This window comes from Schaalia sp. JY-X159 (assembly GCF_014525425.1).
GTDB lineage: Bacteria > Actinomycetota > Actinomycetes > Actinomycetales > Actinomycetaceae > Scrofimicrobium.
Genome location: NZ_JACEXI010000005.1, coordinates 153,339 through 179,658, shown reverse-complemented (window position 1 = coordinate 179,658; position 26,320 = coordinate 153,339). Strand labels below are relative to the sequence as shown.

Sequence of the window (26,320 nt, the reverse complement as noted above, 5' to 3'; positions counted from 1 at the left end):
AAAAGTACTTTGCGGTGGCGCAAAGGATCGACATTCCGGCTGCTGCCCGCGCTTGCGGCTGGGAAGCCGTGACGGTCGCAACGGTGGGGGAACTCCGCGGCGCACTGGCCGTGCCGATAGTGGGACGCAGCGTGATTCACGTTCCGTTGGAAAGGCCAACCGAAGTGTTCGCCGCTCTGCGTGGGCGTGCTATCTGATACTACGGGTCAGGGGCAAATCCCAGTTCTTCGCTGTTACCGAAATTCCTGGATCATCTCGACCAGACCGGGGTAGGAACCGCATACTTACACCAGTGGATTGAAGGGAGAATCATGACTGAACCACAGCGCCCGCTACGCATTCCGTTGGAAGAAGTGGCCGTTGTCCCCGCGCAGAGTATGGATACCGCACGGTTCACCCCACCCCCCGCATCTCGGGCTCAAGAGAGTCATCGAGGACGCAGGGGCGGGCCCGGGTGGGCATCTTTGATTTTGGCAATGATTCTGGCTGTCTTGGTGACGTTGGCAGTTGTCTTCGGGGTGTGGGGTGCGCAGTCTCCCTTTGCCACCGCTCCCGCAATGACAGGTGGAAGTAGCGAGACTACGGATTCGGAGCCCGCAGACGTCGTCGAACCGGTCGAGGCGACAGAGGGTGCCCCGGACTGGCAGGCTGTTGCCGCGGCTGTGCGACCCGCAACAGTGAGCATCCTCGTTGAAGGTGCAACTGAAGCGGCTAGTGGTTCCGGTGTCATTATCGATTCCTCCGGCCACATCATCACCAACCATCACGTTGTTTCCGGCGCCGCACAAGGCGGAAATATCACCGTGACACTGCATGACGGACGCCTCTACTCGGCGACAATCACCGGCACGGATCCCACGACCGACCTTGCAGTTCTGACTCTAGATACCCCTCCAACTGATCTGACAGCAGCTCTCCTCGGGGACTCTTCGACTCTCGAAGTTGGGCAGCCCGTCATGGCCATTGGTGCCCCGCTTGGACTGGCCGACACCGTGACCACAGGTATCATTTCTGCGCTCGACCGACCCGTGGCGGTATCTAGTTCCGCGGATAGTGCGGCACAGGCACAGACAGAGGTCGTTGTGACCAACGCTATCCAGATCGATGCGTCCATAAACCCCGGTAATTCGGGCGGCCCACTGTTCAACGCGCAGGGAGCCGTGGTTGGAATTAACTCCTCAATAGCGTCGATGGGTTCCTCGTCCTCGGAAGCCGGTTCAATCGGACTGGGGTTTGCCATTCCTGTGAACTTAGCGAAGTCGGTAGCCAGTCAGATCATCGAGACGGGGTCGGCACAGCACGCGATGCTTGGAGTTCAAATCAGCACATCTTCCGTCCTCGTTGGGGAAGACAACAGACTTGGAGCGTTAGTTGCCACAGTGAACCCTGGCAGTGCAGCGGAAGCAGCGGGGTTAATCCAAGGTGACGTGATCGTTGGGATCAATGGTAGCTCTGTAACTTCCGGGCCCTCCCTGACCGGGTACGTGCGCAGGTACAGCGCGGGCGACCAAGTGACGTTGGATGTGGTGCGTAACGGCGTGCAGCAGCAGGTTCTCGTCACCCTTCAGCAGCGGTAGCGACGGGAGTCAGGCCCCCGCCCTAGCGTGGGGCCGACTACTCCACGCCGAGTGCCTCCAAGACGGGCCTCATCTTGGCGCGGGTTTCCGCGAGCTCGAGGTCGGGGACAGAGTCCGGCATGATGCCGCCACCTGCGAAAACGCGGATCTGCTTGTGATCTTCTGAGAGCTGGCCACACCTCAGGGCGATTCCGAACTCGCCATCTCCCGCGGCATCGATCCACCCCACGGGTCCGGAGTAGCGGCCTCGCTGGGTGCCCTCCAAGTCTTCAAGAATGCTGAACGCGAGGCTTGTGGGAGTCCCACAAACAGCCGCTGTGGGGTGCAGGGCCCCAACAATGTCGAGGACGTTGGCGCCGCTGACAACTGCCTCAACGTCAGTGGCCAAGTGTGTGACGTTGGGTAAGTCCAGAAGAGAGGGCTCCGCGGGCACGGTCATCGCTTCGGCAAGTGGCGCCAGGGCGCGGGCGACGGACTCCACTGCGAGGTGGTGTTCCGTTCGGTTCTTCACGGAGGCGAGCAAGCTCTCTCCTTCACCCGGCTCAGACGTTCCCGCAAGGACCCGGGAGGTAAAGCGCCCGCTGCGAAGGGAGGCAAGCATCTCCGGTGTGGCGCCAACCAGGCCCTCAACCGCGTAAACCCAGGTGGATGGATAGCGTTCCTTCAGTTCGCGAAGGAGGAAGCGTTCATCGATTGGCTGCGATGCGGAAACGACTATGTCTCGGGTTAAAACTACCTTTGAGGCCGCGCCCGACTGCAACATTTTCGCAAGGCGTCGTACTGCTTCCTTCCAGCGGGTCTGTGTCATGCGGCCGGGTTCAGTCCACAGACCGGAGGGGCGGGGAACACGGGCAGGGTCCTCTGCCAACACCTCAAGAGGGTTGGGAGGACGCACGCCGGACGCGACAGTGACTGCCCAGATTTGCTCACCGGCTGTTACCACTGAGAACTCCGGCACAATCAGGTAGCCGGTTGACTGAGCCGCAAACCCGAACGACGCAAGTGAGAGTGGCCACTGCACGGGTGGCGGGGCGCCCTCGTAGTCTGTTTCAACGAGGGCGTTCGCAGCTAGGAAATCCCAGGCGCGCGCAGCATCGCGCATGGCGTGGGAACCTGAAAACTCGAGGAGAGCGGCATTGCCCCACCCGAGAAGTGACACGTCCATGCCGAGCCAGGCCGATACGTCCTCGCTGACAGGGACAAGATCAAGGAGGTTTTCGGGTGCTGACGAAAGCTCCCGCACCCGTACGTGGAGCTGAAGCAAAGAATCGTGTGCCATTTCAGAAGCCTCTTCATCGTCGGTTCTAGCGTCGAACCCCTCGGCGCGTGCATTTAGCCTAGCGGTGCGGCGCTGTCGCAGGCGTTAACCACACCTTACGGCCACCCGCGTCAAGCACCCACGCCAAGAGATGCAACAATGTCTGCGGACAACCCCTACTAGATGCATATGGAGCGGTCGTGAAGAAAAGCCTTGAGGTTGGGACCATTCGCGCGGATGAAACAAAGAAGCCAGACGAGGTCGCGGCAATGTTTGACGTCGTGGCACCGAACTACGACTTGGCAAATGATGTCATCTCCCTGGGGCAGGTCTACCTGTGGCGCCGTGCCGTTCGAGCAGCTATTGATCCCAAGCCCGGATGGAAAATCCTTGACCTCGCCGGTGGGACGGGGACGTCGTCAATGCCGCTACACGAAGCTGGTGCGAGCGTTGTTGTCTGCGATATTTCGGAAGGAATGCTTGAAGTTGGGCGCGGCAAACACCCGGAGATTTCCTTTGTTTGGGGAAGTGCAACGGACCTGCCGTTTGATGACGACACCTTCGACGCCGTGACGATTAGCTTCGGAATTAGGAACGTCGAGGACGTCCCCCTCGCCCTCAATGAGATGTATCGGGTCACTAAACCGGGCGGACGCATAGTCATCTGCGAATTCTCCACGCCTGTCGCGTTTGCTCGGGTTCCGCACGGCTTCTATCTTCGTCACGTGGCCCCCAGGATCGCGCGTATGGCATCTCAGGCAGGTGGCGCATACGACTATCTCTCTGAGTCGATTCTGCAGTGGCATGACCAAGACACCCTCGCGGAAATGATGCTTGACGCGGGGTGGAAAGATGTCGCCTACCGAAATCTCACCTACGGCACGGTTGCCCTCCACAGGGGTGTGAAACCAGACGTCCGACCGTGAGTCGAAATTAGATAGTTACGTCTTGCTAATTTCGCGGCTACCCCTGTCGTTGCAGTAGGTCTTTTCGTTGCGAATCTGCCACTTCTGCCTTTCGTGTTGCATGTGGGTACTGTAGGTGACGGGCTGCGTGGAACCACGTGGTGTCATAAGTGTGAGGAGTTCCCGGTGGCCGACGATATTCGCTTCGATGCAGAAGCAGATGTCGTCATAGTTGGCGCGGGTCCCGGTGGTGCATCTGCCGCCTACCACCTCGCATCCCTGGGATTTGATGTCGCATTGCTAGACAAAGCGGCGTTCCCTCGCGACAAGGTCTGCGGTGATGGGCTAACACCAGCCGCGGTCGCTGAACTGTCACTCATGGGTGTGGACACCACCGGTTGGATGCGCAACCGTGGTTTGCGGGTCATTGGTGGCGGTAATGAGGTCTATTTTGAGTGGCCGGAGCAGGCGACACTGCCTGGATACGGCATGGCTCGAACCCGACTTGAACTTGATGCGGATCTCGTTGCTAAGGCACAGGGTGCGGGAGCTCGTCTCTATGAGAACCATGTGGCGATCGGTGCGCTACATTCTGCGACCGGCCGTGTTATCGGGGTTGAGGCTCGGGTGGGTCGCGGCAACGATGCCAGACTTGTCAAGTTCAAGGCGCCACTGGTTGTCGACGCCGGGGGAGTGTCGGCACGACTGGCCACCTCGCTCGGAATCGAAAAGAAGAAGAACAGGCCCCTTGGTGTCGCTGCACGGACCTACTTCCGCTCTCCTCGAGCAGATGATTCCTGGATGGAATCCCACCTCGAGCTATGGAATGGCGAACCCGGCAACTCCGAGCTACTACCAGGTTATGGCTGGATCTTCCCCGTCGGCGACGGCTTGGTCAATGTCGGCCTCGGATCCGTGTCATCGGATGCAACAGCCACCCAACTTCCCTACAAGCAGGTTTTCAAGCAGTGGGTTGCGCACCTCCCGGCAGATTGGGAGTTCACCCCGGAGAACCAGGTCGGACCACTTCGTTCCGCAGCTCTTCCAATGTCCTTCAACCGCAAGCCGCACTACACCAACGGCTTAGCACTGGTGGGCGACGCCGGCGGGATGGTCTCTCCGTTCAATGGGGAGGGAATAGCACCAGCACTCAAGGCTGGGCGATTCCTAGCAGACTCCGCGGCTTCTGCCTTCTCGAGGTCCTCAGAGGCAGGCTTCGATATTGCCATGAGCTCCTATCCTGAATCCCTCACTGAGACGTACGGGGGCTACTACTCTTTGGGCCGAATCTTTGTGGCTCTTATTGAGAACCCAAAGATCATGCGTTTGTGCACCTACTACGGTTTGCCACGTCGCAGGCTCATGAAACTTGTAAACAAGCTTCTATCCGACGGTTATGAACGAAGCGGTGGCGACGTTGACGACCGGCTAATCAGCATGCTCACCAAGGTGGTGGCAAAAGTATGAACCTAGTGCACCAAGCCACCGGGAGGAACGATGACTAATCCTTATGTCCCGCTTCTGATCATGGCGGCAGTCGCCCTCGCGGTTGCTGTCGGCGGTCTCGGTGCTTCGGCCATTCTGGGCCCGAAGCAGAAGAACCGCGTCATGGCGCAGAACTATGAGTGCGGTATCGACCCGGGACCCCAGCACATTGAAGATGGCCGCTTTCCGGTCAAGTACTACTTGGTCGCGATGACGTTCATCATTTTCGATATCGAGGTCGTCTTCCTCTACCCGTGGGCCGTAACGTTCAATCAACTTGGCCTCTTCGGGTTGTTTTCAATCCTCCTATTCTTAGGGTTGATCACCGTTCCCTACATCTACGAACTGCGCCGCAAGGGCCTGGACTGGACCTAAGGAGAGATAATCATGGGTCTTGAAGAGAAGTTGCCCGCAGGGGTTGGACTCACCAGCATGGAGAACGTGCTCGGTCTGGCTCGAAAGCACTCACAGTTCCCGGTCACCATGGGACTAGCCTGCTGCGCCATCGAGATGATGGCCGGAGGAACGCCCCGGTTCGACATGGCAAGGTTTGGTCTTGAAGTCTTCCGTGCATCACCGCGTCATGCGGACTTGATGATCGTCTCGGGACGTGTCAGCCAGAAGATGGCGCCGGTTGTGCGCCGCGTCTATGACGCGATGCCCGAACCCAAGTGGGTTATCTCAATGGGTGCGTGCGCCTCTACCGGCGGGATGTTCAACAACTACGCCATTGTTCAAGGGTGCGATCACATAGTTCCGGTTGACGTCTATCTGCCCGGTTGCCCCCCGCGCCCCGAAGCGTTGATCCACGCGGTCTTGACGTTGCGCGAGCAGATCGGAAAAGAACCCCTGGGCGCCCACCGTGAAGAGATCGCGCGCAAAGCAGAGGCGGCTGCCCTGGCTGCTACCCCGACAAGTCAGATGAAAGGGCTTCTCGCATGAGTGAGTTGGATCGGCATAATGTCGGCCCAGATTCTGGAAAGGATCTGCAGCGGCCCGACAATCGTTTTGAAAGCCCCGAGGTGATCTCGGTTCGTCACGGCTCGTTTGGGGTTATCGACGATGGTGACACGACCGGATTTGGCGGCCTTGTCGAAACATTCTCTCTGCCCGGCGCCAGCCAGCGCCCCTACGGTGGGTGGTTTGACGAGGCCGTTGACGTCCTCGAAGAGCTGATTGTCGAGGCGGGGCTGAAGGTTGAGGACGTCATAGAAAAGGTCGTCGTCAACCAGGGAGACGAGCTAATCATCGGCGTCACCCGCGATCACCTCCGTTTCGTTGCAAAGCAGCTTCGCGACGACCAGGACTTGCGTTTCGAAATGTGTCTTGGTGTCTCCACGGTGAACTACCCCGGAGATAAGGGGCGTGAACTGCATGGGCTCTACCCGTTCCGTTCGTTTACGCACAAGCGCACCATCTATGTTGAGGTCGCGGTTTCCGAGGATGATCCACGCATCCCCTCGATCGTTGATATCTACCCGGGTAACGACTGGCACGAGCGTGAGGGATGGGATCTGATGGGTGTGATCTTTGAGGGACACCCCGGCCTTACCCGCATTGAAATGCCCCAGGACTGGGTCGGTCACCCGCAGAGGAAAGACTACCCACTTGGGGGTATTCCGATTGAGTACCGTGGGGCAACGATTCCCCCTGTCGATACACGGAGGTCATACAACTAATGAGCCAGCAAGCGAAGATTTTCGCGACGCCCGGCGGCGATGACCCCAGGCTCGAAGACTACCCGGATGTCATGGCCGCAGGCGGTGACTGGGAAGATGTCATAGAAGAGGTGCGTCGCATCTCCACGGAGCGCATCGTCCTCAACATGGGTCCTGTCCACCCGTCAACACACGGCGTTCTGCGCCTCATTCTTGAGTTGGACGGCGAGCAGGTCCGTGAAACAAGGGTCGATGTCGGCTTCTTGCACACGGGTATTGAGAAGAACATGGAGTTCCGCAACTGGACCCAGGGCACCACCTTCGTTACCAGGATGGACTACGTTGCGCCCTTCTTCCAAGAGGTTGCCTACTGCCTCGGTGTGGAGAAGCTGCTCGGTGTCACAGAGCAGATCCCGGAGCGAGCAACGCTGATTCGCGTACTCCTCATGGAGTTGAACCGTATTGGTTCACATATGATCGCCATCGGTACCGGCGGTAACGAGTTGGGCGCGACAACGATGATGACCATCGCATTCCGCGGCCGCGAAGAGATCCTCCGCATCTTTGAACGAATCACCGGTTTGCGAATGAACCACGGGTTTGTGCGTCCGGGCGGCGTCCCACTCGACATGCCTGAGGGAACCGTTGAGTACGTTCGTTCGCTCATGCCCAACGTACGACGCGATATTGGCGAGCTTCAAGATCTCACCCTCGCGAACCCGATCTTCAAGAAGCGCTTCATCGGTACGGGCTACCTGTCGATGTCCGCGATGATGGCTCTGGGCCTTACAGGTCCTTCGCTACGCGCGGGTGGCCTTGAGACAGACCTGCGTAAGGATGACCCCTACTGCGGCTACGAGAACTACGAGTTTGACGTGCCGACGTACGACTCCTCAGACGCGTACAACCGCACACTTGTTCGTTTTGATGAGTGCTACCAGTCCTTCCGCATCATCGACCAGGTTCTCAAGCGTCTCGATGAGACCGAGGGCGCGCCGGTGATGATCGCCGACAAGGAAATTGCCTGGCCGTCAAGCCTCTCGGTTGGCCCGGACGGTCAGGGCAACAGCCCGGAGCATATCGCCAAGATCATGGGACAGTCCATGGAGGCGTTGATCCACCACTTCAAACTGGTAACCGAAGGATTCAAGGTGCCAGCGGGACAGGTTTACCAGCAGGTGGAGCACCCGAAGGGCATACTCGGCACCCACCTTGTTTCAGCCGGTGGCACCCGCCCCTTCAGAGCTCACTTCCGAGACCCTTCTTTCTCAAACCTTCAGTCCTTGTCCATGGCGACCGAGGGCGGCCAGCTGGCCGACGTCGTTGTCTCCCTGGCCTCGTTCGACCCAGTAGCCGGAGGCGTTGACAGATGACCTATGCTCCCGAAACGAAGGCTCGGCTTGAGGCCGATGCCCGTGAGATTATTGCGCGCTACCCTGAAGGTCACGCACGCTCAGCCCTGCTTCCGATGCTTCACCTAGTGCAGTCGGAGGAAGGCTACGTGAGTCCCGATGGGATCGCGCTGTGTGCGGACGTCCTCGGCATGAGCCAACCGCAGATTTCAGCTGTCGCGACCTTCTACACCCAGTACAAGCGTCACCCCAACGGTGAGTACAACGTGGGTGTCTGCACCAACGCACTGTGTGGCGTGCTGGGCGGGGAGCAGATTTTCGATGAGCTCTCAAAGACCCTTGCCGTGGGCCACGATGAAACAACTGCCGACGGAAAGATCACGCTGGAACGCATCGAATGCAATGCTGCCTGCGACTTTGCCCCGGTAATCATGGTGAACTGGGAGTTCTTCGACAATCAAACCCCGGAATCCGCACAGGCGCTGGTCTCCGACCTGCAGGACGGCACCCCGGTTCATCCCACCCGCGGTCCAAACGTGATGCGGACCTTCAAAGAGAACGAACGTACACTGGCTGGCTTCCGCGACGGTCTCGCAAACCAGGGGCCCAGTGGCGGCAAACCTACCTTCCAGGGTCTTGACGTCGCAGCTGCCAACGACTGGCAGGAACCACAACCGGTGGACCCATTCGACTATGTCTGGCCGGCAGATACCGCAGAAGCGAAGGGAGATAAGTGATGGAGACCTTCACAGCCCCCGACCCCTTGACCCCGGCACTGACCAAGTACTGGGACACCGAGGAATCATGGACTCTGGCGACCGCGCTTCGCAATGGTGCCTACCAGGGTCTGAAGCGGGCCAAAGAGATGGCGCCCGCCGACATCACACAAGCCGTTAAGGACGCGGGAATCAGGGGCCGTGGTGGCGCTGGATTCCCCACCGGGTTGAAATGGTCTTTCCTTCCTCCCGATGATGGCAAGCCACGTTACCTGGTGGTCAACGCCGACGAATCTGAGCCGGGCACCTGCAAGGATATTCCGCTGATCATGGCGGACCCTCACCTGCTGGTTGAAGGTGTGGCCATCGCATCACGCGCGATCAACTGCCACCATGCTTTCATCTACCTGAGGGGCGAGGTCGTCCACGTCTACCGGCGTCTGCTGGAAGCCATCCATGAGGCTGAAGAAGCCGGGCTGCTCGACGGACTCAAAGTCACTGCCCACGCGGGTGCAGGAGCCTACATCTGCGGTGAAGAAACAGCACTGCTCGACTCCCTAGAGGGGCGGCGCGGACACCCTCGATTGAAGCCACCATTCCCGGCCGTCGCCGGTCTCTACGCCCGACCCAGCGTTGTCAACAACGTTGAGACCATCGCGGATGTCGCCCTCGTCTTCCGTCACTCCCCACAGTGGTACGCCTCAATGGGGACTGAGCGATCGAAGGGATGCGGCCTCTTCTCCGTTTCAGGACACGTAGAGAAGCCAGGCCAATACGAGGCACCTTTCGGTGTCACCATGCGGGAACTCCTCGGATACTCCGGTGGGATCCGCAAGGGGCACAAGTTGAAGTTCTGGACGCCAGGTGGATCATCAACCCCGCTGTTCACCGAAAAGGATCTCGATGTTCCCCTCGACTACGAGGGCGTTGCGGCGGCAGGCTCCATGCTTGGCACCCGCGCACTGCAGATGTTTGACGAAACAACATCGGTGGTGAGAACAATCCGTATGTGGACGGAGTTCTACCAGCACGAATCCTGTGGCAAGTGCACCCCCTGTCGTGAGGGTACCTACTGGCTCAAGCAGATCATGTTGCGTCTTGAGAGAGGTGAGGGACGCCCTGGCGACCTCGAACTACTTGACGACGTTGCAGGGAACATTGCGGGCCGCTCATTCTGTGCCCTCGGTGACGCTGCCGCTACCCCGGTCATGTCGGCTCTGAAGCTGTTCCGCGAGGAGTTCGAAGCCGGAATGACGACGCCCGCATGGGAACTCTTCCCCTATGAGCGTTCGACGATCTTTCCCCAGGGAGGTGCTCAGTGACTGAGAACAACATGGTGACGCTCACCATCGACGGTACCGAGGTTGAAGCTCCCGCGGGAACGCTGATTATTCGCGCTGCCGAGCAGGCTGGTATCCGCATTCCGCGCTTCTGTGACCACCCGCTCTTGAAGCCGGTCGCCGCATGCCGACAGTGTCTGGTCGACGTGGGAACCCCCGACCGTGATGGCAACTTGAGGATGATGCCGAAGCCTCAGCCGTCATGCGCCATCGAAGTCAGCCCCGGGATGGTTGTCAACACGCAGCACACCTCTGCGGTTGCGCTCAAGGCACAGACCGGCGTGATGGAGTTCCTGCTCATCAACCACCCCCTTGATTGCCCAATCTGCGATAAGGGCGGCGAATGCCCACTGCAGAACCAGGCAATGACCGAGGGCGAGCCGGATTCTCGCTTCCACGGTGCCAAGCGCGTTTACAAGAAGCCGATGCGGCTCACCACCCAGATTCTTTTGGATCGGGACCGCTGCATCCTCTGCCAGCGTTGCGTCAGGTTTGCCAAAGAGATCCCCGGGGATGCTTTCCTCGATCTCCAGGGTCGCGGTGGGGGCTCCTCGCCAGAGGATCACCACCACTTCATGGGTGAGCAGGTCGGTACCTTTGACGCCGAAGTTCTTGACTTCTTCGTCGAGGGCGTCGCAGGCCCGGAACGTACCGACATTTCCGGCCCCTACGGGCGCGAAGGCATCATTTCTTCCGTTTACTCGGGTCCTGAAAAGAAGTCTGACAAGGACATGGCGGGGCGCACCTTTGCCTCGTACTTCTCGGGAAACATCATTCAGATCTGCCCGGTCGGTGCGCTGACATCGGCAACCTATCGGTTCCGTGCCCGCCCCTTCGACCTCGTCTCAACGCCTTCGGTCGCCGAGCACGATGCTTCCGGAAGCGCGGTACGCATTGACGTTCGTCGCGCGGAGGTGACCAGGAAGCTCTCCGGGAATGATCCCCAGGTCAACGAGGAGTGGATTACCGACAAAGACCGGTTCGCGTTCCCCTGGTACAAACAACAGGATCGCCTCAGCCTTCCCCTTGTACGCGAAGACGGAAAACTCGTTAGCACCTCTTGGTCTGATGCGCTTGACCGCGCCGCCAAGGGCCTCGCAAAAGCCGCTAAGGGGAACGGTGTCGGCTTGCTCCCCGGGGGACGTAGCGCATTTGAGGATGCCTGGGCATGGTCAAAGTTTGCTCGGGTGGTCCTCGGTACCAACAACGTGGACTCGCGTTGGCGCAGACAGAGTGACGAGGAACTGGGCTTCCTCGGAGCCCACGTCGCGGGACGCGGCCTCGGCGTTACATACGAGGACGTCCAGAAGAGCGGGACCGCACTCCTTGTGGCCTTCGAGGCCGAGGACGAATGTGGCTCGCTGTTCCTGCGTTTGCGTAAGGGGCTGAGCGCCGGAACGGTGAAGGTCGCAACCATCGCTCCACTACTGTCACGCGGAAGCGAAAAGTTGGACGCGCAGCTTATTGCAGCTCGCCCAGGTGACGAAGTAGCGGCCGTTGATGCGATCGCGGAAGATGGCGCACACGCGGACCTGTTCAAAGGACTTGCCGACGGCGGTGTCATCCTGGTGGGTGAACGCGCCGCGCAGACTCCCGGGCTCTTTGCGGCACTTGAACGCCTCTGCTCACGCACGGGAGCCAAGATTGCATGGGTTCCTCGCAGAAGCGGCGACAGGGGATCGGTTGATGCCGGTCTGCTACCCAACCTGCTGCCCTTCGGGCGCCCCGTGGCAGATGCTGAAGCCAGGGATTCACTTGGCTGGGGCGCGCTACCAGCGGCCGAAGGATTGACCGCGACGCAGATGCTTAAGGCTGGAGCCGAAGGTCGCTTAGACGCCCTCGTCATCGGTGGAATCGATCTGCGCGACTGGGAAGACCCGGCCGCAGCGCGCGATGCCATTGAGAAGACGAGCTTTGTTGTGGCTCTGGAGGTTCGCAATACGGAAGTGACTTCCCTAGCGGATGTTGTCTTCCCGGTCGCGCCTCCCGTCGAGAAGAACGGCACGTTTATCAACTGGGAAGGTCGCCTACGTCCCTTCGGCCAGTCGATTGCATCGCGCACCATGCCTGATCGTGAAGTTCTCGGCATGCTTGCCAGCGAACTTGGAATTGATCTTGGTGTTGAGAGCCTCAACCACGTGTATGCGGAGGTCAACCCTCTCATGTCGTGGCGCGGAGCTAGGACGAAGACGGAGGCGGATCCGGAGTCAGGATCTGCAGCTGTGCCAGATGACAAGTTTGTTCTCGCCTCCCATAAGGTGATGGTCGGCCTCGGCCGCATGCTCGATGGTGCTGACGACCTCAGGCTCAGCGCACGCCGAGTCGTCGCCCTGGTATCGAAGAAGTCTCTGGAGTCACTGGCTATCGCCGGCGATTCCCAGGTTGAGATTTCCGGTCCCAGAGGCACCTTGACGGTCCCTATTGAGGCGGCTGAAGTTGCCGACGGGACAGTTTGGCTTCCCGAATGCTCCACTGGTGAGGGAATCAACCAGGACCTGGCTCCGGCCGGCGGCCACGTGACAATTACTCCTGCAAGAGAGGTGGCCCAGTGATGAGCGGGCTGACGATCACAGCACTTGGGACTTCCACGGCAGGGCTTCTCCCGGCCTGGGGCGTCCCTGAATACACGGTTGCTGACTTTTCAGATACGACCTGGTGGCTGGTTCTGATTAAGGCAATCTTCATTGTCCTCTTCTTGATCCTCTCCGTCATCATGGCGCTGTGGGTTGAGAGGCGGGCGCTTGGCCGGATGCAGACCCGACACGGCCCCAACGTCGCGGGTCCTCTAGGTTTGCTTCAGGCTATTGCCGATGCCGGAAAGATGCTCTTCAAGGAAGAGATCTGGACGAAACGAAGCGACAAGTTCCTCTACTTCTTGGCACCCGTCATCATGGCGTTCGCTGCCTTCTCCGTCCTGGCAGTGATTCCGTTTGGGCCCAATGTCAACATGTTTGGCCACTCCACGCCGTTGATGGTTACGGACATGCCCGTTGCCACTCTTTACATCCTGGCGATCACATCACTCGGCGTCTACGGGGTCGTCCTCGGCGGTTGGTCAGCACGCTCAACACTCCCGCTTTACGGCGCAGTGCGGTCTTCAGCCCAGATGGTGTCATACGAACTCTCCATGGGAATGGCGCTGGTCTCCGTGTTCCTCATGGCGGGGACAATGTCCACGTCAGAGATCGTTGCCTCGCAGGGAAGTGTTTGGTGGGCCTTCGCCCTCGCACCAGCATTCGTCATCTATCTGATCTCTATGGTGGGTGAAGTCAACCGTCTCCCATTCGACCTCCCAGAGGCCGAGGGCGAGCTGGTGGCCGGGCATATGACCGAGTACTCGTCGATGAAGTTCGGCTGGTACTACCTGGCTGAGTACATCAACATGCTCAATGTTTCAGCGGTCGCAGCAACCATGTTCCTTGGCGGATGGCACGCACCGTGGCCTTTCAGCCACATCGCACCACTCAATGACGGCTGGTGGGGAATGTTCTGGCTGATCTTCAAGATCTGGGTGCTGATGTTTGCAATGATCTGGACTCGTGGAACGCTGCTTCGTCTGCGCTACGACCAGTTCATGAACCTGGGTTGGAAGGGCCTCATTCCAGTCGCCCTTGTCTGGATCGTTCTGGTTGCCGTCATGCGTGGCGTGCAGACCTGGGTTTCTGGATCCTGGTTGGTCCTATTTACGGTCATGCTTGCGGTTGTCATCCTGGTGGCAGTTGTGGTCTATCTGGTTGCTACACCTTCAGACCAGGGTGAAGAAGAAGGAGTTGACCCGGATGCTCCCTTCGACGCCTTCCTGGGTGGCTATCCGGCACCGCCTGTCTTGGGTCAGAAGCTGCCGCCCTCGCCTCGGGCAGGTCGCGCAAAAGTGGCCGTGACTGCCGTTGCTGAAACGGATGAAACTATTCCCGCAATTGAGGAGGATAGCAATGACTGACGATCCGAAGCAGATGCGCTACGAGAGGGACCCGAAAGGCCCCATCGGTGAGTTCTTCGCGCCGGTTGCAGGATACGGCGTGACATTTTCATCAATGTTCCGGCCGATGGTCACCGAGCAGTACCCGTTCGAAGCGCCACATGTCCAACCTAGGTTCCATGGGCGTCACAACCTCAACATCTATCCGGATGGGCTTGAGAAGTGCATCGGCTGCGAGCTGTGCGCATGGGCATGCCCGGCTGATGCAATCCTGGTTGAGGCCGCGTCCAACACACCGGATGCACAGTTCTCTCCAGGGGAGCGGTTTGGGCGCGTCTACCAAATCAACTACCTGCGATGCATCTTTTGCGGGTTCTGCATCGACGCGTGTCCGACCAGGGCGCTAACAATGGGCAACGATTTTGAGTTGGCCGAGTACGAGCGCATCTCCGACATCTATGACAAAGACATGCTGCTCGCAAAGCTTCCCGAAGGCGCTCTGGCGGCCCCCCACCCAATGGTTGAGGGGACAAGCGACATCGACTACTACGAGGGTGAAATCACCGGACCGACCCAAGCACAGATTGACTGGGTCAAGCAAAACCGTCCCGATGATCCCTCTCTGGCGACGGCGCGACCAGTACCGGCGCGCGCTGAAGCACCAGCAAAGAAGGAGGCCAACTGATGTCTCTGCTGCCCATGGGGGCGTGGCCCCAAATGAGCGGGACGGGGGAGGCGGTCCTCTTCTGGATTGTCGGATCACTGATGGTGTGTGGGGCACTCGGGGTGCTGCTCTTCCGTAAGGCCGCCTACGCCGTCCTCAGCATGGTCGTGGTCATGGTGGGAATGGCCATCCTCTTCTTCGCGCTTGAAGCCCCATTCAATGCTTCCGTGCAGGTAATCGTCTATACGGGCGCGATCCTGATGCTCTTCCTATTCGTCATCATGATGATTGGTCTGGGTGCAACGGACGGATACCTTGAACAGAGACGTGGGTTCATCTGGGCGGGCGTGCTGTTTGGTGGGGCCCTAGCGGTTCTTCTGGTTTCCGCGGTTGTAATCTCAACTGTTCCCGGGCCCGGCCAGATAGCGGATGACCCGTACTCAAACGTTCCCGTTACCGCTCTTGCCGTGAATCTGTTCCAAGAACACTGGCTGACCATTCAGGTGGTGGCGGCACTGCTCATTACCGCTGCAGTCGGCGCGGTTTTGCTGACGCACAGCGACAATCTGGGACCGAAGCTGTCACAGCGATCGGTCGCTAAGGCACGGATGATGCTTTACAAGAAGGCTGGTCGACATGTCGGGCAGATGCCGCCGCCCGGTGTTTGGGCTACGGGCAACGCTGTAGACAACCCAGCAATCGCCGGTGACACGCTGGAAGTTTCCGAAGAATCAATCCCACGTGTGCTGCGTCTGCGTGGACTTGAGAAGCCCATGGGCCAAGTAAGTCCCCAGGTGGCAGAAGCCTTGCGGCTGGCAAGAACGGATGATCGTTCGGTGAGCCCGTGGGGTGGCAAGGTTGAGGTCAAGCAGTCCAAGGCGTGGGGTATGCGCGGTGACGGAGCTCCGACCGGCATGATGCAGATGCACTCTGAGGACACCGCTACAGAGGAAACGGAGGAGGCAAAGTGAGTCTCGCATTTTACATCGCGCTAGCCGGGATCCTGTTTTCCATCGGCGCTGTTACCGTCGTCGTGCGTAAATCGGTGATCATTTCACTGCTTGGAGTTGAGCTGATGCTCAACTCAGCAAGCCTTGTCTTCATAACCTTCTCACGAGTCCTGGGTGACTATTCCGGACAGGTCATGGCATTCTTCGTGATGATCGTGGCCGCGGCAGAAGTGGTGGTGGGACTCTCGATCGTTGTGGCGATATTCAAGAGTCGAGCCACAACCGACCTCGACCAGAACGTCGCACTGAGGAAGTAGTGGAGAGATGAATTCTATGCTCGCGGCCGTAGCCGCCGTACTTCCCGCCTCTGATGCCTGGGTCGGGCCCGTCGCAACACAGGAAGCCACAGGCCCCGCAGCCTTTGCATCGTTGCTGTTCGTTGTTCCGTTGGCGGTGGCTGCCTTCCTACTGCTCGGGGGCAATCGCACCAACAAGTGGGGCCATTGGGTTGCGGTTGCTGCCTCGTGGTTCTCCTTCGCTCTGGGTGTAGCAATCCTCATTCAGATGATGGGTCTTCCCGCGTCAGACCGTCGCTTCACACAGACGCTCTTCACGTGGATTCCAGCGGGAGACTTCCAGGTTGACTTCGGTCTGCTGGTTGACCCACTGTCAATGACTTTTGTCATGCTGGTGACCCTGGTTGGTTCCCTGATTCTGGTCTACTCGGTGGGATACATGGAGCATGATCCCGCACGACGCCGCTTCTTCGCATACCTGGTGCTCTTCATCGCTTCCATGTTGGTGCTGGTCCTGGCCAACAACTACACGGCCATGTTCCTCGGTTGGGAAGGTGTAGGTCTTTCCTCATACCTGCTAATCGGGTTCTGGAACCAGGTGCCATCCAACGCCTCTGCGGCCAACAAAGCATTCATCATGAACCGTATCGGTGACGTGGGCTTCTTGATCGCTATGATGGCGATGGTTGCGGCGTTCAACTCAACGACATTTGATGATGTCAACGCTGGTGTCGCTGGTGCGAGCCAGGGCACGGCAACGGTAATCGGCATCTTCCTGCTGGTCGCCGCCTGTGCGAAGTCCGCCCAGTTCCCCCTTCAGGCTTGGCTTGGAGACGCGATGGCGGGCCCCACCCCGGTTTCCGCCCTCATCCACGCTGCAACCATGGTGACTGCCGGTGTCTACCTCATCGTTCGTTCGGGCACCATCTTCATCTACGCTCCAATCGCGATGGCGTGCGTTGCGGTGGTCGGCCTGATAACACTGATCCTTGGGGCCCTGATCGGTTCGTTCAAGGACGACATTAAGAAGGCCCTGGCTGCATCCACAATGTCCCAGTTGGGCTACATGATGCTGGGCGCTGGACTCGGTCCGATTGGCTGGGCCTTCGCAATCTTCCACCTGCTAACCCACGGCTTCTTCAAGTCGCTCCTGTTCCTTGGTGCAGGTTCCGTCATGCACGGCATGAACGACCAGGTCAACATGCGTCGCTTCGGTGGCTTGCGCAAGTTCATGGTGGTTACCTGGATAACGTTCATGATGGGTTGGCTGGCAATCCTTGGCGTCCCACCATTCTCAGGATACTGGTCAAAGGACCACATCATCGAAGCCGCATTCTCCACGTCGACCTTCGCCGGTGCGGATGCACCGTGGGCCGCGTGGGTATTTGGATCCGTGGCCGTCCTCGGCGCAGCAATGACCGCCTTCTACATGTCACGAATGTTCTTCATGACGTTCTCCGGCAAGGCCCGGTGGACATCTGATGTCGATGGCGGTGCAGTGCACCCGCACGAATCGAAGCCGATAATGACTGTTCCAATGATCATCTTGGCGGTATTCGCAGTCGGCCTCGGCGGGGTCCTCTCCATCAATGATGTCTTCACTACCTGGCTGACTCCGGCCATTGGTCCGGTAGATCACGCTGAGCCCGTGCTGAGTGCTATCTGGATCCAGATCATCACACTGGTACTCGTGTTGATCGCTGCGGCCTTCGCCTGGGTCAAGTTTGGTAAAGAAGCAGTACCGAAGGCCGCGCCTTACGGCAACGCATTCAGTCGCGCGGCGCGCAATGACTTCTACCAGGACGAGATCAATGAGGTTATTGCAGTGGCACCCACCACTGCCGCCGTCGAAGGCGTCACCGCAGTTGATCGGTACGGCATTGATGGGGGCATCAATGGGCTGGGACGACTCAGTGTTTGGACCGGTAAAGTCATCGCTTGGACCGAGACCGGGTACCTGCGTTCCTACGCCGGTTACATGCTTGGTGGCGTCGTTGTAATAGTTGCGATCGTCCTAGGATTCAGGCTCTAGGGCCGGAGGAGAATCGTGGAAAGTTTGAATCTCATTCCCGCTGCTACGCAGATGTTTGCATCGGCGGTTGCCACACCCTCGACAGGGCCCTGGCTAACACTGCTGGTGGTCTTGCCGGCGCTCGTTGCCCTGGTGATCTGGTTGGTCCCCGCCGCTCGCGCCAAAGGTCGCGTCATCGCTCTGGGTGCTTCAGTGCTTGAACTGATCGCCTTCGTGGTTATTGCGTTCACATTCGATTGGGCAGCTTCCTCAACGACTCAACTCCTTGAGTCATACGAATGGATCCCACCCCTGGGAATCACCTGGTCTCTGGGAGTTAACGCCCTCGGACTTGTGATGCTGCTCCTGACGGGACTCCTGGTGCCGCTGGTCCTAATTGCTGCTAAGAACGAGGACGACGACGAGGTACGTGGTGGAGGCTATGCGGCCCTGATCATGGCCCTGTATGCATTCATTGTCATCATCTTTGCCTCTTACGACCTCGTCCTCTTCTACATCGCTTTTGAAGCCATGCTGATCCCTGTGTTCTTCATGATTTCGCGCTACGGAACCGGTGAGAACCGCCGTCGAGCTGCCATGAAGTTCCTGCTCTACTCGCTAGCGGGTGGCCTGGTCATGCTGGGTGGAATCGTTGTGATTGGCGCCCTCGGGATGGGCGGAACCAGCACTCTGTTCCGCTACGACTTCCTGCAGCAGACCCTGCCGACTCTCTCGGTGGGATGGCAGATGGCAATCTTCCTTCCCCTCTTCATTGCATTTGCAATCAAGGCCCCAATGGTGCCGGTTCACACCTGGCTGCCCGACACGGCTGCGGAAGCACGACCTGGGACATCCACTCTGCTGGTGGGTATCCTCGACAAAATCGGCACCTACGGCATGATCATCATGGCGGTGTCCTTCCTTCCGGGTGCAACCGCAATGGTGCGCCCCACAATCCTTGTCCTTGCAGTGATTTCCATTATTTGGGGCGGGCTTGCGGCGAATGGCCAGAAGGATCTCATGAGGCTGGTGTCGTTCACCTCGGTGTCCCACTTCGGCTTCATCGTCCTCGGCATCTTCATTGGCTCAGACCTGGCACTGACCGGTGCAATGTTCTACATGGTTGCTCACGGCCTGTCGATCGCCGCACTATTCCTGATTTCAGGGTTCCTGGTGCAGCGTGGGGGCAGTGCACAGATCTCTTCCTACGGCGGTCTCCAACGTGTGACACCGGTGCTGGCTGGAACCTGGCTTTTTGCGGGGCTCGCCTCGATTGCACTGCCTGGTCTGTCCGGGTTCGTCCCCGAGTACATGGTGCTCATGGGGACCTACAAGGTCTCGGTACCGTTGGCACTCTTTGCCGTCACCGGCGTTATCTTGGCAGCCATGTACATCCTCTTGCCGTATCAGAAGATGTTCACGGGTCCAATCAATCCTCAGCGCGCAGGGCTGGCCGACTTGGACGGGCGCGAGAAGTTGGTAGTCTCGCCGCTGATCGTTGGAATGGTCGTCCTAGGCATCTGGTCTGCACCACTCGTTGGGTCGCTACAGCAGATTTCAGAGAACTTGGAACCCAACATTACGTTTGTGTCTGAGACGGCACCCGAGGTGACGGGTAGCCCCGCCCTGGGGATCATCTCGCCCTCTTCCACCGCTGACCTCAATGAAGGGAATGCACAGTGAACTTGCTGATCCCAATGGAGCCTACTTTCACTGCGCCCCAGATCGATTGGGTGCCGCTTGTGCCGGTCATTATCGTTCTGGGTGGCGCGGTTATCGGGGTCCTCATCGAGGCCTTTGCGTCGGTCAAGCACCGCAGAGTCATCAACATTGTCTGGTCACTGTTGGTTGTGGCAGCCGCGTTTGTTACGTCAGTTGCGGAGTGGCTGCGCGCTAGCACCGACCCGACTGTGGTTGGGGAGTACGTAGACGATACGTGGACCGTTGCAATGCAGGTCATCATCACGCTGATTGGTTTCTTGGCGCTGCTGGTGCTTGCTGATCGCTCAGAACTTCGTGATGGGGCCTTCGCGGCCCAACCTTCAGATCGACCCGGCTCTGGTGAAGAGGCGCTGAGCCTCGCCAAGCACTACCAGCGCAGTGAGTTCTTCCCCCTGGTGCTCTTCAGCATTGGTGGCATGATGCTGTTCCCGGCAACGGACTCGCTGCTGACTATGTTCGTAGCGTTGGAAGTCATGTCGCTACCGCTTTACATCCTGGTGGCATCTGCCCGTAGGCGTCGCGACCTGTCGCAGGAAGCCGCGATCAAGTACTTCATCCTGGGTTCGTTTGCATCTGCGTTCTTCCTCATGGGTTCGGCTCTTCTGTACGGATTCTCCGGTGGGTCACTCCGTCTTGGAGCCATTGCCGCAGCCGTGCCGACGGTTGCAGGAATGGACATGATCCTCCTTATTGGTGTGTTCATGGTGATGGTTGGCCTACTGTTCAAAGTTGCTGCCTTCCCATTCCATGAGTGGACTCCGGACGTCTACACCGGTGCTCCCACTCCAGTCACAGGTTTCATGGCTGCAGGTGTCAAGGTGGCTGCCTTCGGCGCACTCGTGCGTTTCTATTTCTCGGTTGCGGGTCACCTCAAATGGGATTTCGCGCTGGTCTTTGCAGTGCTCGCGGCGGCAACCGTTATCTTCGGTACCTTTGGCGGCCTAGTACAGAAGAACATCAAGCGTCTTCTTGCCTACTCGTCGGTAGCCCACGCGGGTTTCGTCCTCATCGGCGTACTCGCATTGGTCCAAGGTTCCGCGGGTGCAGTTGCTTTCTACCTCCTGACATACGGCATCGCCACGGTGGGGGCTTTCGGCATCGTCGGCCTGGTTCGCGTCAAGTCTGCTGATGGTGCAATCGGTGGTGAAGCTAATCTGGTTTCCCAATGGGCGGGCCTCGGTAAGAGGTCACCCTTCCTCGCCTTCTCGATGCTGATCTTCCTGCTGTCCTTTGCGGGTATTCCGCTTACCTCTGGTTTCATTGGAAAATTTGTTGTTTTCTCCGCTGGTATACAGGGCGGCCTCGGATGGCTTGTTGGCATCAGCCTTGCGGCCTCCGTGGTTACGGCTGCGGTTTACTTCCGTGTCGTCCAGGTGATGTTCTTCCGTGAGCCGGCCGAGGGCGTGGCCGTGGTGCGTTCCGCGGGTCTTGCAGAGGTAGCCATCGGGGTTACCGCGGTTCTTACCGTGCTATTGGGAATCTTTCCGGCCCCTGTGCTCGATCTGCTCAACCAGATTACGATCCTGATTCCATGATCGCGTCCCTTGATTCTGCTTCGGATGGGGAGTTGGAACTTGCAGTTCAGGAGGGCCTTGACGAGGTCGAGGTTCTCCTGAGCCAATCCGTTTCGACCGAACGGGATCTTGTCGAAGATCTGACCCGGCACCTTGCTGTTGCAGGCGGTAAACGGTTGCGTCCGATGCTGACACTTGTGTGTAGTCACCTTGGTGCTCCGCACAGAGCGCAGTCAGAGTCTGTGCTCAAGGCAGCAACCGGAGTTGAACTCACCCATTTGGCCTCGCTCTACCACGACGACGTCATGGACTCTGCCCCCTCGCGTCGGGGGGTTGACTCCGCACAAATGATTTGGGGAAACAACCGGGCGATCCTCGCTGGCGACCTGCTCTTTGCGCGTGCTTCATCAATAATGGCGGCCCTCGGTGAGGAAACCATTCTCTATAACGTACACACGTTTGAGAGGCTGTGCCTTGGCCAACTGAACGAGTCCTTTGGGCCGCCCGAAGGGGTCGACCCGGTCGAGTTCTACCTGCAGGTGCTCGCGGACAAGACAGGCTCACTAGTGTCAGCTGCTGCGTATTTCGGCGCGCTCCACGCGGGGGCGGGACCGGAGATCTCACGGAGTGTTCGAGACTTTGGTGAGTATGTGGGAGTCGCGTTCCAGCTGGCCGATGACGTCCTCGACATCGTTTCCCCATCCGAGGTGACCGGGAAGACCCCGGGAACCGACCTTCGCGAGGGCGTGGACACCATGCCGGTGCTACTCCTGAGGCAAGATCTTGCCAGTGGCGTCCTCGACGAGGACGGGAAGGTCATACTCGAACTACTTGATGGCAACTTACAGTCTGATGAGGAACTGAGCCGGGTCGTTACCCTACTGGGACAGCACGACGTCATTGAGAGAACCCGTGGTCTTGCAAAGGAATGGACGAAGCGTGCGCTTGACGCCCTCGACCCGCTACCTGAGTCAGAGGCAAAAGAGGCGTTGGTCGCGTTCGCGGTGCTCATGGTGGATCGGGCTGCCTGAAGCCAGCTAGGATTGGGGCCAGTTTCGTTAGCCTGAGTAAGAGAAGAAAATCCGTGTCCGGTAGTTTGAAAGTGGCCGTTATCGGCGCGGGTCCCGCTGGGATCTACGCATCCGATATTCTCGCCAAGTCTGATCTAGATGTCTCCATCGACCTGTTTGAGCGCCTTCCCGCTCCCTACGGTCTTGTTCGGTACGGGGTCGCCCCCGATCACCCGCGCATCAAACAAATCATTGTTGCACTTTTCCGTATTCTTCAGCGCGGCGATATTCGTCTCTTCGCAAATGTCGAGGTCGGAAGGGATATCTCCGTAGAGGAGCTGCGTCAGCGCTACGACGCCATCATCATTGCCACGGGTGCCGACCGTGACGCCAAGCTAGATATCGAGGGCGTGGACCTCCCACAGTCTTACGGTGCGGCCGACTTTGTCTCCTGGTACGACGGTCACCCCGACTATCCGCGCACCTGGCCCCTAGAAGCACGTCAAGTGGCGGTCATCGGCGTTGGAAATGTTGCTTTGGACGTGGCGCGAGTCCTCACCAAGCATCTTCCCGAGATGATCACCACGGATGTTCCTTCAAACGTGGCAGCTCAGTTGGCTGCAAACCCCGTTGAGGAAGTTCATGTCTTCGGGCGGCGTGGTCCCGCGCAGGTCAAGTTCACTCCGCTTGAATTGCGTGAGCTGGGGCATGTCTCGGACGTCGACATCATCGTGTCTGAAGAAGACTTTGATTTTGATGAGGGCTCACAGCGGACCCTGAAGTCATCAAACCAGCAACGCCAGGTAGTAAAGACACTCACCTCCTATGCTTCTCGGGATCCGGAAGACCACAAGGCGTCGAGGCGGATCTACCTGCACATGTTTGAGGCGCCGGAAGAAATCTTGGCTGACGAGGCCGGAAATGTCCGGGCACTTGTCACACAGCGCACGGAACTTACCGGGGATGGAACTGTTGAGGGGACCGGGGCCCTGACGGAATGGCCCGTTCAAGCCGTATATCGGGCGGTGGGCTATTTCTCTTCGCCGATTCCAGGAGTGCCCTTCGATAGTCTCAGAGGTGTCGTCCCTAACATTGCGGGCCGCGTTGTGGAGGCAACCGGAGACGGCGCTGCGGTGGACGGCCTCTACGCAACGGGTTGGATTAAGCGTGGACCGGTTGGCCTCATTGGATCAACTAAGTCAGATGCACAAGAGACCATCGCAAACCTGGTGGCCGACGCTGAAGCGGGTGTCTTGCGCGCACCAACTGCCGGCCCTGTTGAAGATCTGCTAGAGGCCCGCGGTGTGTCATTCACTGACTGGCAGGGGTGGGAGCTGCTTGATGCCTACGAGCAGCAGCTGGGATCGCAGTGGGGTCCTCTCCCCAGCGGTGGTACGAGAGAACGCGTCAAGGTGATTTCCAGAAAGAAGATGATGGAGATCGCTGCCGGGGAAGATGTTGAGTCCCTCGGTCTTGCTTCGGGTGAAGACTGGGCGGCTGACCCGTTTGTGGGTGAGCCGGGTGAGCTCGGCAGCCCGACGGCGCCGCAGCGGTTTGAAGACTTCACGGGGCCAAACTCATAGGGAGAGCTAGGCTATAGGCCATGAACCGTCGCCTATCGAACACAACGAAGACCGTTGGTCTGTTTGCCCTGATGTGGGCGATCTTGCTGGCCCTCGGTGCTGCAATTTCAGCCGGGACCAACGATTCTTTGTGGCTGTGGATCTTCGCCGGGATGGGAGTGATCTCAACATTCGTCACCTACTGGAACTCGGCGACTCTTGCGCTCAAGCAGATGAACGCCTATCCCGTCACTCGGGAGGCCGCGCCGGGACTTTACGCGATTGTTGAAGACCTGACATCCAGGGCCGGAATGCCGATGCCATCCATTTGGATTGCTCCGACGCAGAACCCGAACGCATTTGCGACGGGACGCAATCCGCAGAATGCCGCAGTCTGCTGTACGGAAGGCATACTGCAGGTTCTTAACGAAAGGGAGCTACGGGGCGTCCTCGGACATGAGCTCATGCACGTGTATAACCGCGACATCCTCACGTCCTCGGTCGCTGCTGCGATGGCGGGACTGATCACGAGTCTCGCACAGTGGGCACTTCTTTTTGGTGGCCGTGACCGCGACCGGGGGGCAGGTTTTCCAGCAATCATTGCCGCACTGGCTGCGCCGATGATTGCATCGATCGTCCAGTTGGGTATTTCGCGATCCAGGGAGTATGACGCGGACGAGGACGGGGCGCTACTAACGAACGATCCGGTCGGACTGGCCATGGCTTTGAATAAAATCGACAACCTGGGCCGCCAGGCTCCGATGGAGAGAACTCCGGACCGTGAGAGCGCCTCTGCCATGATGATTGCCAATCCTTTCCGTGGCAAGGACATGACGAAGCTGTTCTCGACGCACCCTCCTATGGAGGATCGGATTGCCCGGCTCCATGCAATGCAAGAAGAGATGAACCAACAGTAAGGAAATGCCAGTGGCTGACTCATCATTTGACGTTGTCTCGAAGATAGATGCGCAAGAGGTTGACAACGCGGTCAACCAGGCGGTCAAGGAGGTGTCCACCCGCTATGACTTCCGTGGAGTGGACGCATCCCTGAAGCAGGTCGGGGAGACGATCGTTGTGGAGGCGAACTCTGCAGAGAGGGCCATGGCGGTCATTGATGTCTTGCAGTCGAAGCTTGTTCGCCGTGGTGTGTCGCTGAAAGTGCTTGACTTGACGGATCGTGAGCCGCAGATAGCCGGGAAGATCTACCGGTTGGTTGTCCCTTTGAAGGAGGGGATTGATCAACCCACCGCGAAGAAGATAACGAAGCTGATCCGTGATGAGGGGCCAAAGGGAGTACGAGCTCAGATCCAGGGTGATGAGGTTCGGGTTTCTTCTAAGTCTCGCAATGACCTGCAGGACGTGATTGCACTGCTCAAAGGGGCGGATCTGGATGTTGCCCTGCAGTTTGTGAACTATCGCTAGTCATGCGTTAGTAATGCTCCTAGAGGGGCTCGGATGAGGTGCGAGAGATCACGCGCTACCTCCGGGATGGAGTGGAAGATTGGGCCCAAAAGCTGGTAATCTTTCACGGCACCCACTTGAGGGTGCAAGGCGGATTGCCCGAGTGGCCAAAGGGAGCTGACTGTAAATCAGCCGCGGAATGCTTCGGGGGTTCAAATCCCTCATCCGCCACAGTAGGAAAGCCCGGAACCTAACGGAACCGGGCTTTTCCGTTGCCCGGCCCGGGGTTTTGGTGGGGATGCGGCCATTATTGGTGTCTAAACTCCGGGGTTTGGGCGTGTCGTTAGGGTTGCCACTTGCCTGCCCATCCTTTTCTGGCCCAGAGTCCGTCTTCGGTGGTGATGCCGGTGTCGTACTGTTTGGGGCCGCCCCCGAGCGTAACGGTGCGCGCTTGGCGTAACGGTGCGCGTTTGGCTTGAATAACGGCGTAATGATGCGCGAAATCGCGCCAAACTCGCACCGTTATCCAAGACTGCGCCAAACGCGCACAATTATTCTGGGGATGTCGGCCAGAACGTGGTGTCTTAGACGGTGTGGACGCGGGCATTGAGGGGTGTCAAGCGCCTGTTAGTTTTGCGTGGAGAGCGACTTTGAAATTGCGTGTTTTGCGTGCTTGTTTGTTGTTTCCATGTCTCAGCTGAGGTTTGGACGATACGGAGCCGACTACGCCATAGCGAGCCGACTAGGCCTAGTTCGAGTCAATAAAACAGCGTTATTCGACCAGGCTGGCTCGCTAAGGCGTAGCGGGCTCTGCAAGCCCTGGTCGGCTCGCTGGGCCTAGCTGGCTCGCTATGGCGTAGCGGGCTCTGCACAGCCCACTGGCTCTGCAAGCCCTGCTGACTCCGCACGGCCGGAATCTAGTGAGCATCGGCAGGTTATCCCAAGGCCTGCAAGGTGGTTCTAGTTTGCTACGCACAGTG

General features: G+C 58.7%; 22 protein-coding genes, 1 tRNA gene and 1 pseudogene. 23 read left to right on the top strand and 1 reads right to left on the bottom strand.

The genetic code is table 11. The features are described 5' to 3' along the window. Both IDL90_RS09765 and IDL90_RS09760 read left to right on the top strand, forming a co-directional pair. Positions 1-197, top strand: a pseudogene (locus tag IDL90_RS09765) (2-succinyl-5-enolpyruvyl-6-hydroxy-3-cyclohexene-1-carboxylic-acid synthase); the annotation flags it as partial. Positions 198-311: 114 nt separating this feature from the next. Beyond that, positions 312-1,577, top strand: coding sequence for a S1C family serine protease (locus tag IDL90_RS09760; RefSeq protein WP_262509018.1), 1,266 nt, complete (start codon positions 312-314; stop codon positions 1,575-1,577). Positions 1,578-1,614: 37 nt separating this feature from the next. Here IDL90_RS09760 and IDL90_RS09755 read toward each other — a convergent pair whose 3' ends face one another. Continuing rightward, a complete protein-coding gene (locus tag IDL90_RS09755; RefSeq protein ID WP_182141866.1) occupies positions 1,615-2,856 on the bottom strand; it encodes an isochorismate synthase MenF in 1,242 nt (413 codons plus the stop codon). A 179-nt stretch (positions 2,857-3,035) separates the two neighbouring features. Here IDL90_RS09755 and IDL90_RS09750 point away from each other — a divergent pair, with 179 nt between their 5' ends. From IDL90_RS09750 to IDL90_RS09650, 21 genes are all read left to right on the top strand, one after another. After that, a complete protein-coding gene (locus tag IDL90_RS09750) occupies positions 3,036-3,761 on the top strand; it encodes a class I SAM-dependent methyltransferase (protein WP_316930274.1) in 726 nt (241 codons plus the stop codon). 165 nt (positions 3,762-3,926) lie between these two features. Next, positions 3,927-5,207: a geranylgeranyl reductase family protein gene (locus IDL90_RS09745; RefSeq protein ID WP_187994375.1), complete on the top strand. Its 1,281-nt coding sequence runs from the start codon at positions 3,927-3,929 to the stop codon at positions 5,205-5,207. A gap of 30 nt (positions 5,208-5,237) precedes the next feature. Then, positions 5,238-5,600: an NADH-quinone oxidoreductase subunit A gene (ndhC, locus tag IDL90_RS09740; protein ID WP_182141868.1), complete on the top strand. Its 363-nt coding sequence runs from the start codon at positions 5,238-5,240 to the stop codon at positions 5,598-5,600. A 12-nt stretch (positions 5,601-5,612) separates the two neighbouring features. Next, complete coding sequence (locus tag IDL90_RS09735; protein ID WP_182141869.1) at positions 5,613-6,167, top strand: NADH-quinone oxidoreductase subunit B; 555 nt, start codon at positions 5,613-5,615, stop codon at positions 6,165-6,167. Beyond that, positions 6,164-6,904, top strand: coding sequence for an NADH-quinone oxidoreductase subunit C (locus tag IDL90_RS09730; RefSeq protein ID WP_182141870.1), 741 nt, complete (start codon positions 6,164-6,166; stop codon positions 6,902-6,904). The genes IDL90_RS09735 and IDL90_RS09730 overlap by 4 nt, the downstream gene beginning before the upstream one ends. Beyond that, positions 6,904-8,256: an NADH-quinone oxidoreductase subunit D gene (locus tag IDL90_RS09725; protein WP_182141871.1), complete on the top strand. Its 1,353-nt coding sequence runs from the start codon at positions 6,904-6,906 to the stop codon at positions 8,254-8,256. The genes IDL90_RS09730 and IDL90_RS09725 overlap by 1 nt, the downstream gene beginning before the upstream one ends. Beyond that, on the top strand, positions 8,253-8,972 hold the full coding sequence (nuoE, locus tag IDL90_RS09720) for an NADH-quinone oxidoreductase subunit NuoE (RefSeq protein WP_187994374.1): 720 nt from the start codon (positions 8,253-8,255) through the stop codon (positions 8,970-8,972). The genes IDL90_RS09725 and nuoE overlap by 4 nt, the downstream gene beginning before the upstream one ends. Next, positions 8,972-10,273: an NADH-quinone oxidoreductase subunit NuoF gene (nuoF, locus tag IDL90_RS09715; RefSeq protein ID WP_182141873.1), complete on the top strand. Its 1,302-nt coding sequence runs from the start codon at positions 8,972-8,974 to the stop codon at positions 10,271-10,273. Before nuoE ends, nuoF begins: the two co-directional genes overlap by 1 nt. A gap of 11 nt (positions 10,274-10,284) precedes the next feature. Further along, positions 10,285-12,843, top strand: coding sequence for an NADH-quinone oxidoreductase subunit G (locus IDL90_RS09710; RefSeq protein ID WP_187994671.1), 2,559 nt, complete (start codon positions 10,285-10,287; stop codon positions 12,841-12,843). Further along, positions 12,843-14,231, top strand: coding sequence for an NADH-quinone oxidoreductase subunit NuoH (gene nuoH / locus IDL90_RS09705; RefSeq protein ID WP_187994373.1), 1,389 nt, complete (start codon positions 12,843-12,845; stop codon positions 14,229-14,231). The genes IDL90_RS09710 and nuoH overlap by 1 nt, the downstream gene beginning before the upstream one ends. Further along, entirely contained in the window at positions 14,224-14,895 is a 672-nt protein-coding gene (gene nuoI / locus IDL90_RS09700; RefSeq protein WP_187994372.1) for an NADH-quinone oxidoreductase subunit NuoI, read from the top strand. Before nuoH ends, nuoI begins: the two co-directional genes overlap by 8 nt. Further along, positions 14,895-15,845 carry an NADH-quinone oxidoreductase subunit J gene (locus IDL90_RS09695; RefSeq protein WP_187994371.1) on the top strand — a complete coding sequence of 317 codons (951 nt, stop codon included), beginning with the start codon at positions 14,895-14,897 and terminating at the stop codon, positions 15,843-15,845. The genes nuoI and IDL90_RS09695 overlap by 1 nt, the downstream gene beginning before the upstream one ends. Next, a complete protein-coding gene (gene nuoK, locus IDL90_RS09690) occupies positions 15,842-16,141 on the top strand; it encodes an NADH-quinone oxidoreductase subunit NuoK (RefSeq protein ID WP_182141877.1) in 300 nt (99 codons plus the stop codon). Before IDL90_RS09695 ends, nuoK begins: the two co-directional genes overlap by 4 nt. 16 nt (positions 16,142-16,157) lie before the next feature. Then, complete coding sequence (gene nuoL / locus IDL90_RS09685) at positions 16,158-18,152, top strand: NADH-quinone oxidoreductase subunit L (RefSeq protein WP_259349597.1); 1,995 nt, start codon at positions 16,158-16,160, stop codon at positions 18,150-18,152. Between the two features lie 51 nt (positions 18,153-18,203). Further along, the gene (locus tag IDL90_RS09680; RefSeq protein ID WP_182142603.1) at positions 18,204-19,814 is read left to right on the top strand and encodes a NuoM family protein; all 1,611 of its coding nucleotides are present in this window, start codon (positions 18,204-18,206) and stop codon (positions 19,812-19,814) included. A 14-nt stretch (positions 19,815-19,828) separates the two neighbouring features. Beyond that, on the top strand, positions 19,829-21,388 hold the full coding sequence (gene nuoN / locus IDL90_RS09675; protein WP_187994670.1) for an NADH-quinone oxidoreductase subunit NuoN: 1,560 nt from the start codon (positions 19,829-19,831) through the stop codon (positions 21,386-21,388). After that, the gene (locus tag IDL90_RS09670; RefSeq protein ID WP_182141879.1) at positions 21,385-22,398 is read left to right on the top strand and encodes a polyprenyl synthetase family protein; all 1,014 of its coding nucleotides are present in this window, start codon (positions 21,385-21,387) and stop codon (positions 22,396-22,398) included. Before nuoN ends, IDL90_RS09670 begins: the two co-directional genes overlap by 4 nt. Before the next feature lie 53 nt (positions 22,399-22,451). Continuing rightward, on the top strand, positions 22,452-23,960 hold the full coding sequence (locus IDL90_RS09665; protein WP_187994370.1) for an FAD-dependent oxidoreductase: 1,509 nt from the start codon (positions 22,452-22,454) through the stop codon (positions 23,958-23,960). A 20-nt stretch (positions 23,961-23,980) separates the two neighbouring features. Next, positions 23,981-24,856 (top strand): M48 family metalloprotease, encoded by an 876-nt coding sequence (locus tag IDL90_RS09660; protein WP_262509017.1) that lies wholly within the window; start codon positions 23,981-23,983, stop codon positions 24,854-24,856. A gap of 10 nt (positions 24,857-24,866) precedes the next feature. Further along, positions 24,867-25,361 carry a YajQ family cyclic di-GMP-binding protein gene (locus tag IDL90_RS09655; RefSeq protein WP_182141881.1) on the top strand — a complete coding sequence of 165 codons (495 nt, stop codon included), beginning with the start codon at positions 24,867-24,869 and terminating at the stop codon, positions 25,359-25,361. A 128-nt stretch (positions 25,362-25,489) separates the two neighbouring features. After that, positions 25,490-25,571, top strand: a tRNA-Tyr gene (locus IDL90_RS09650). Positions 25,572-26,320: the final 749 nt, after the last annotated feature.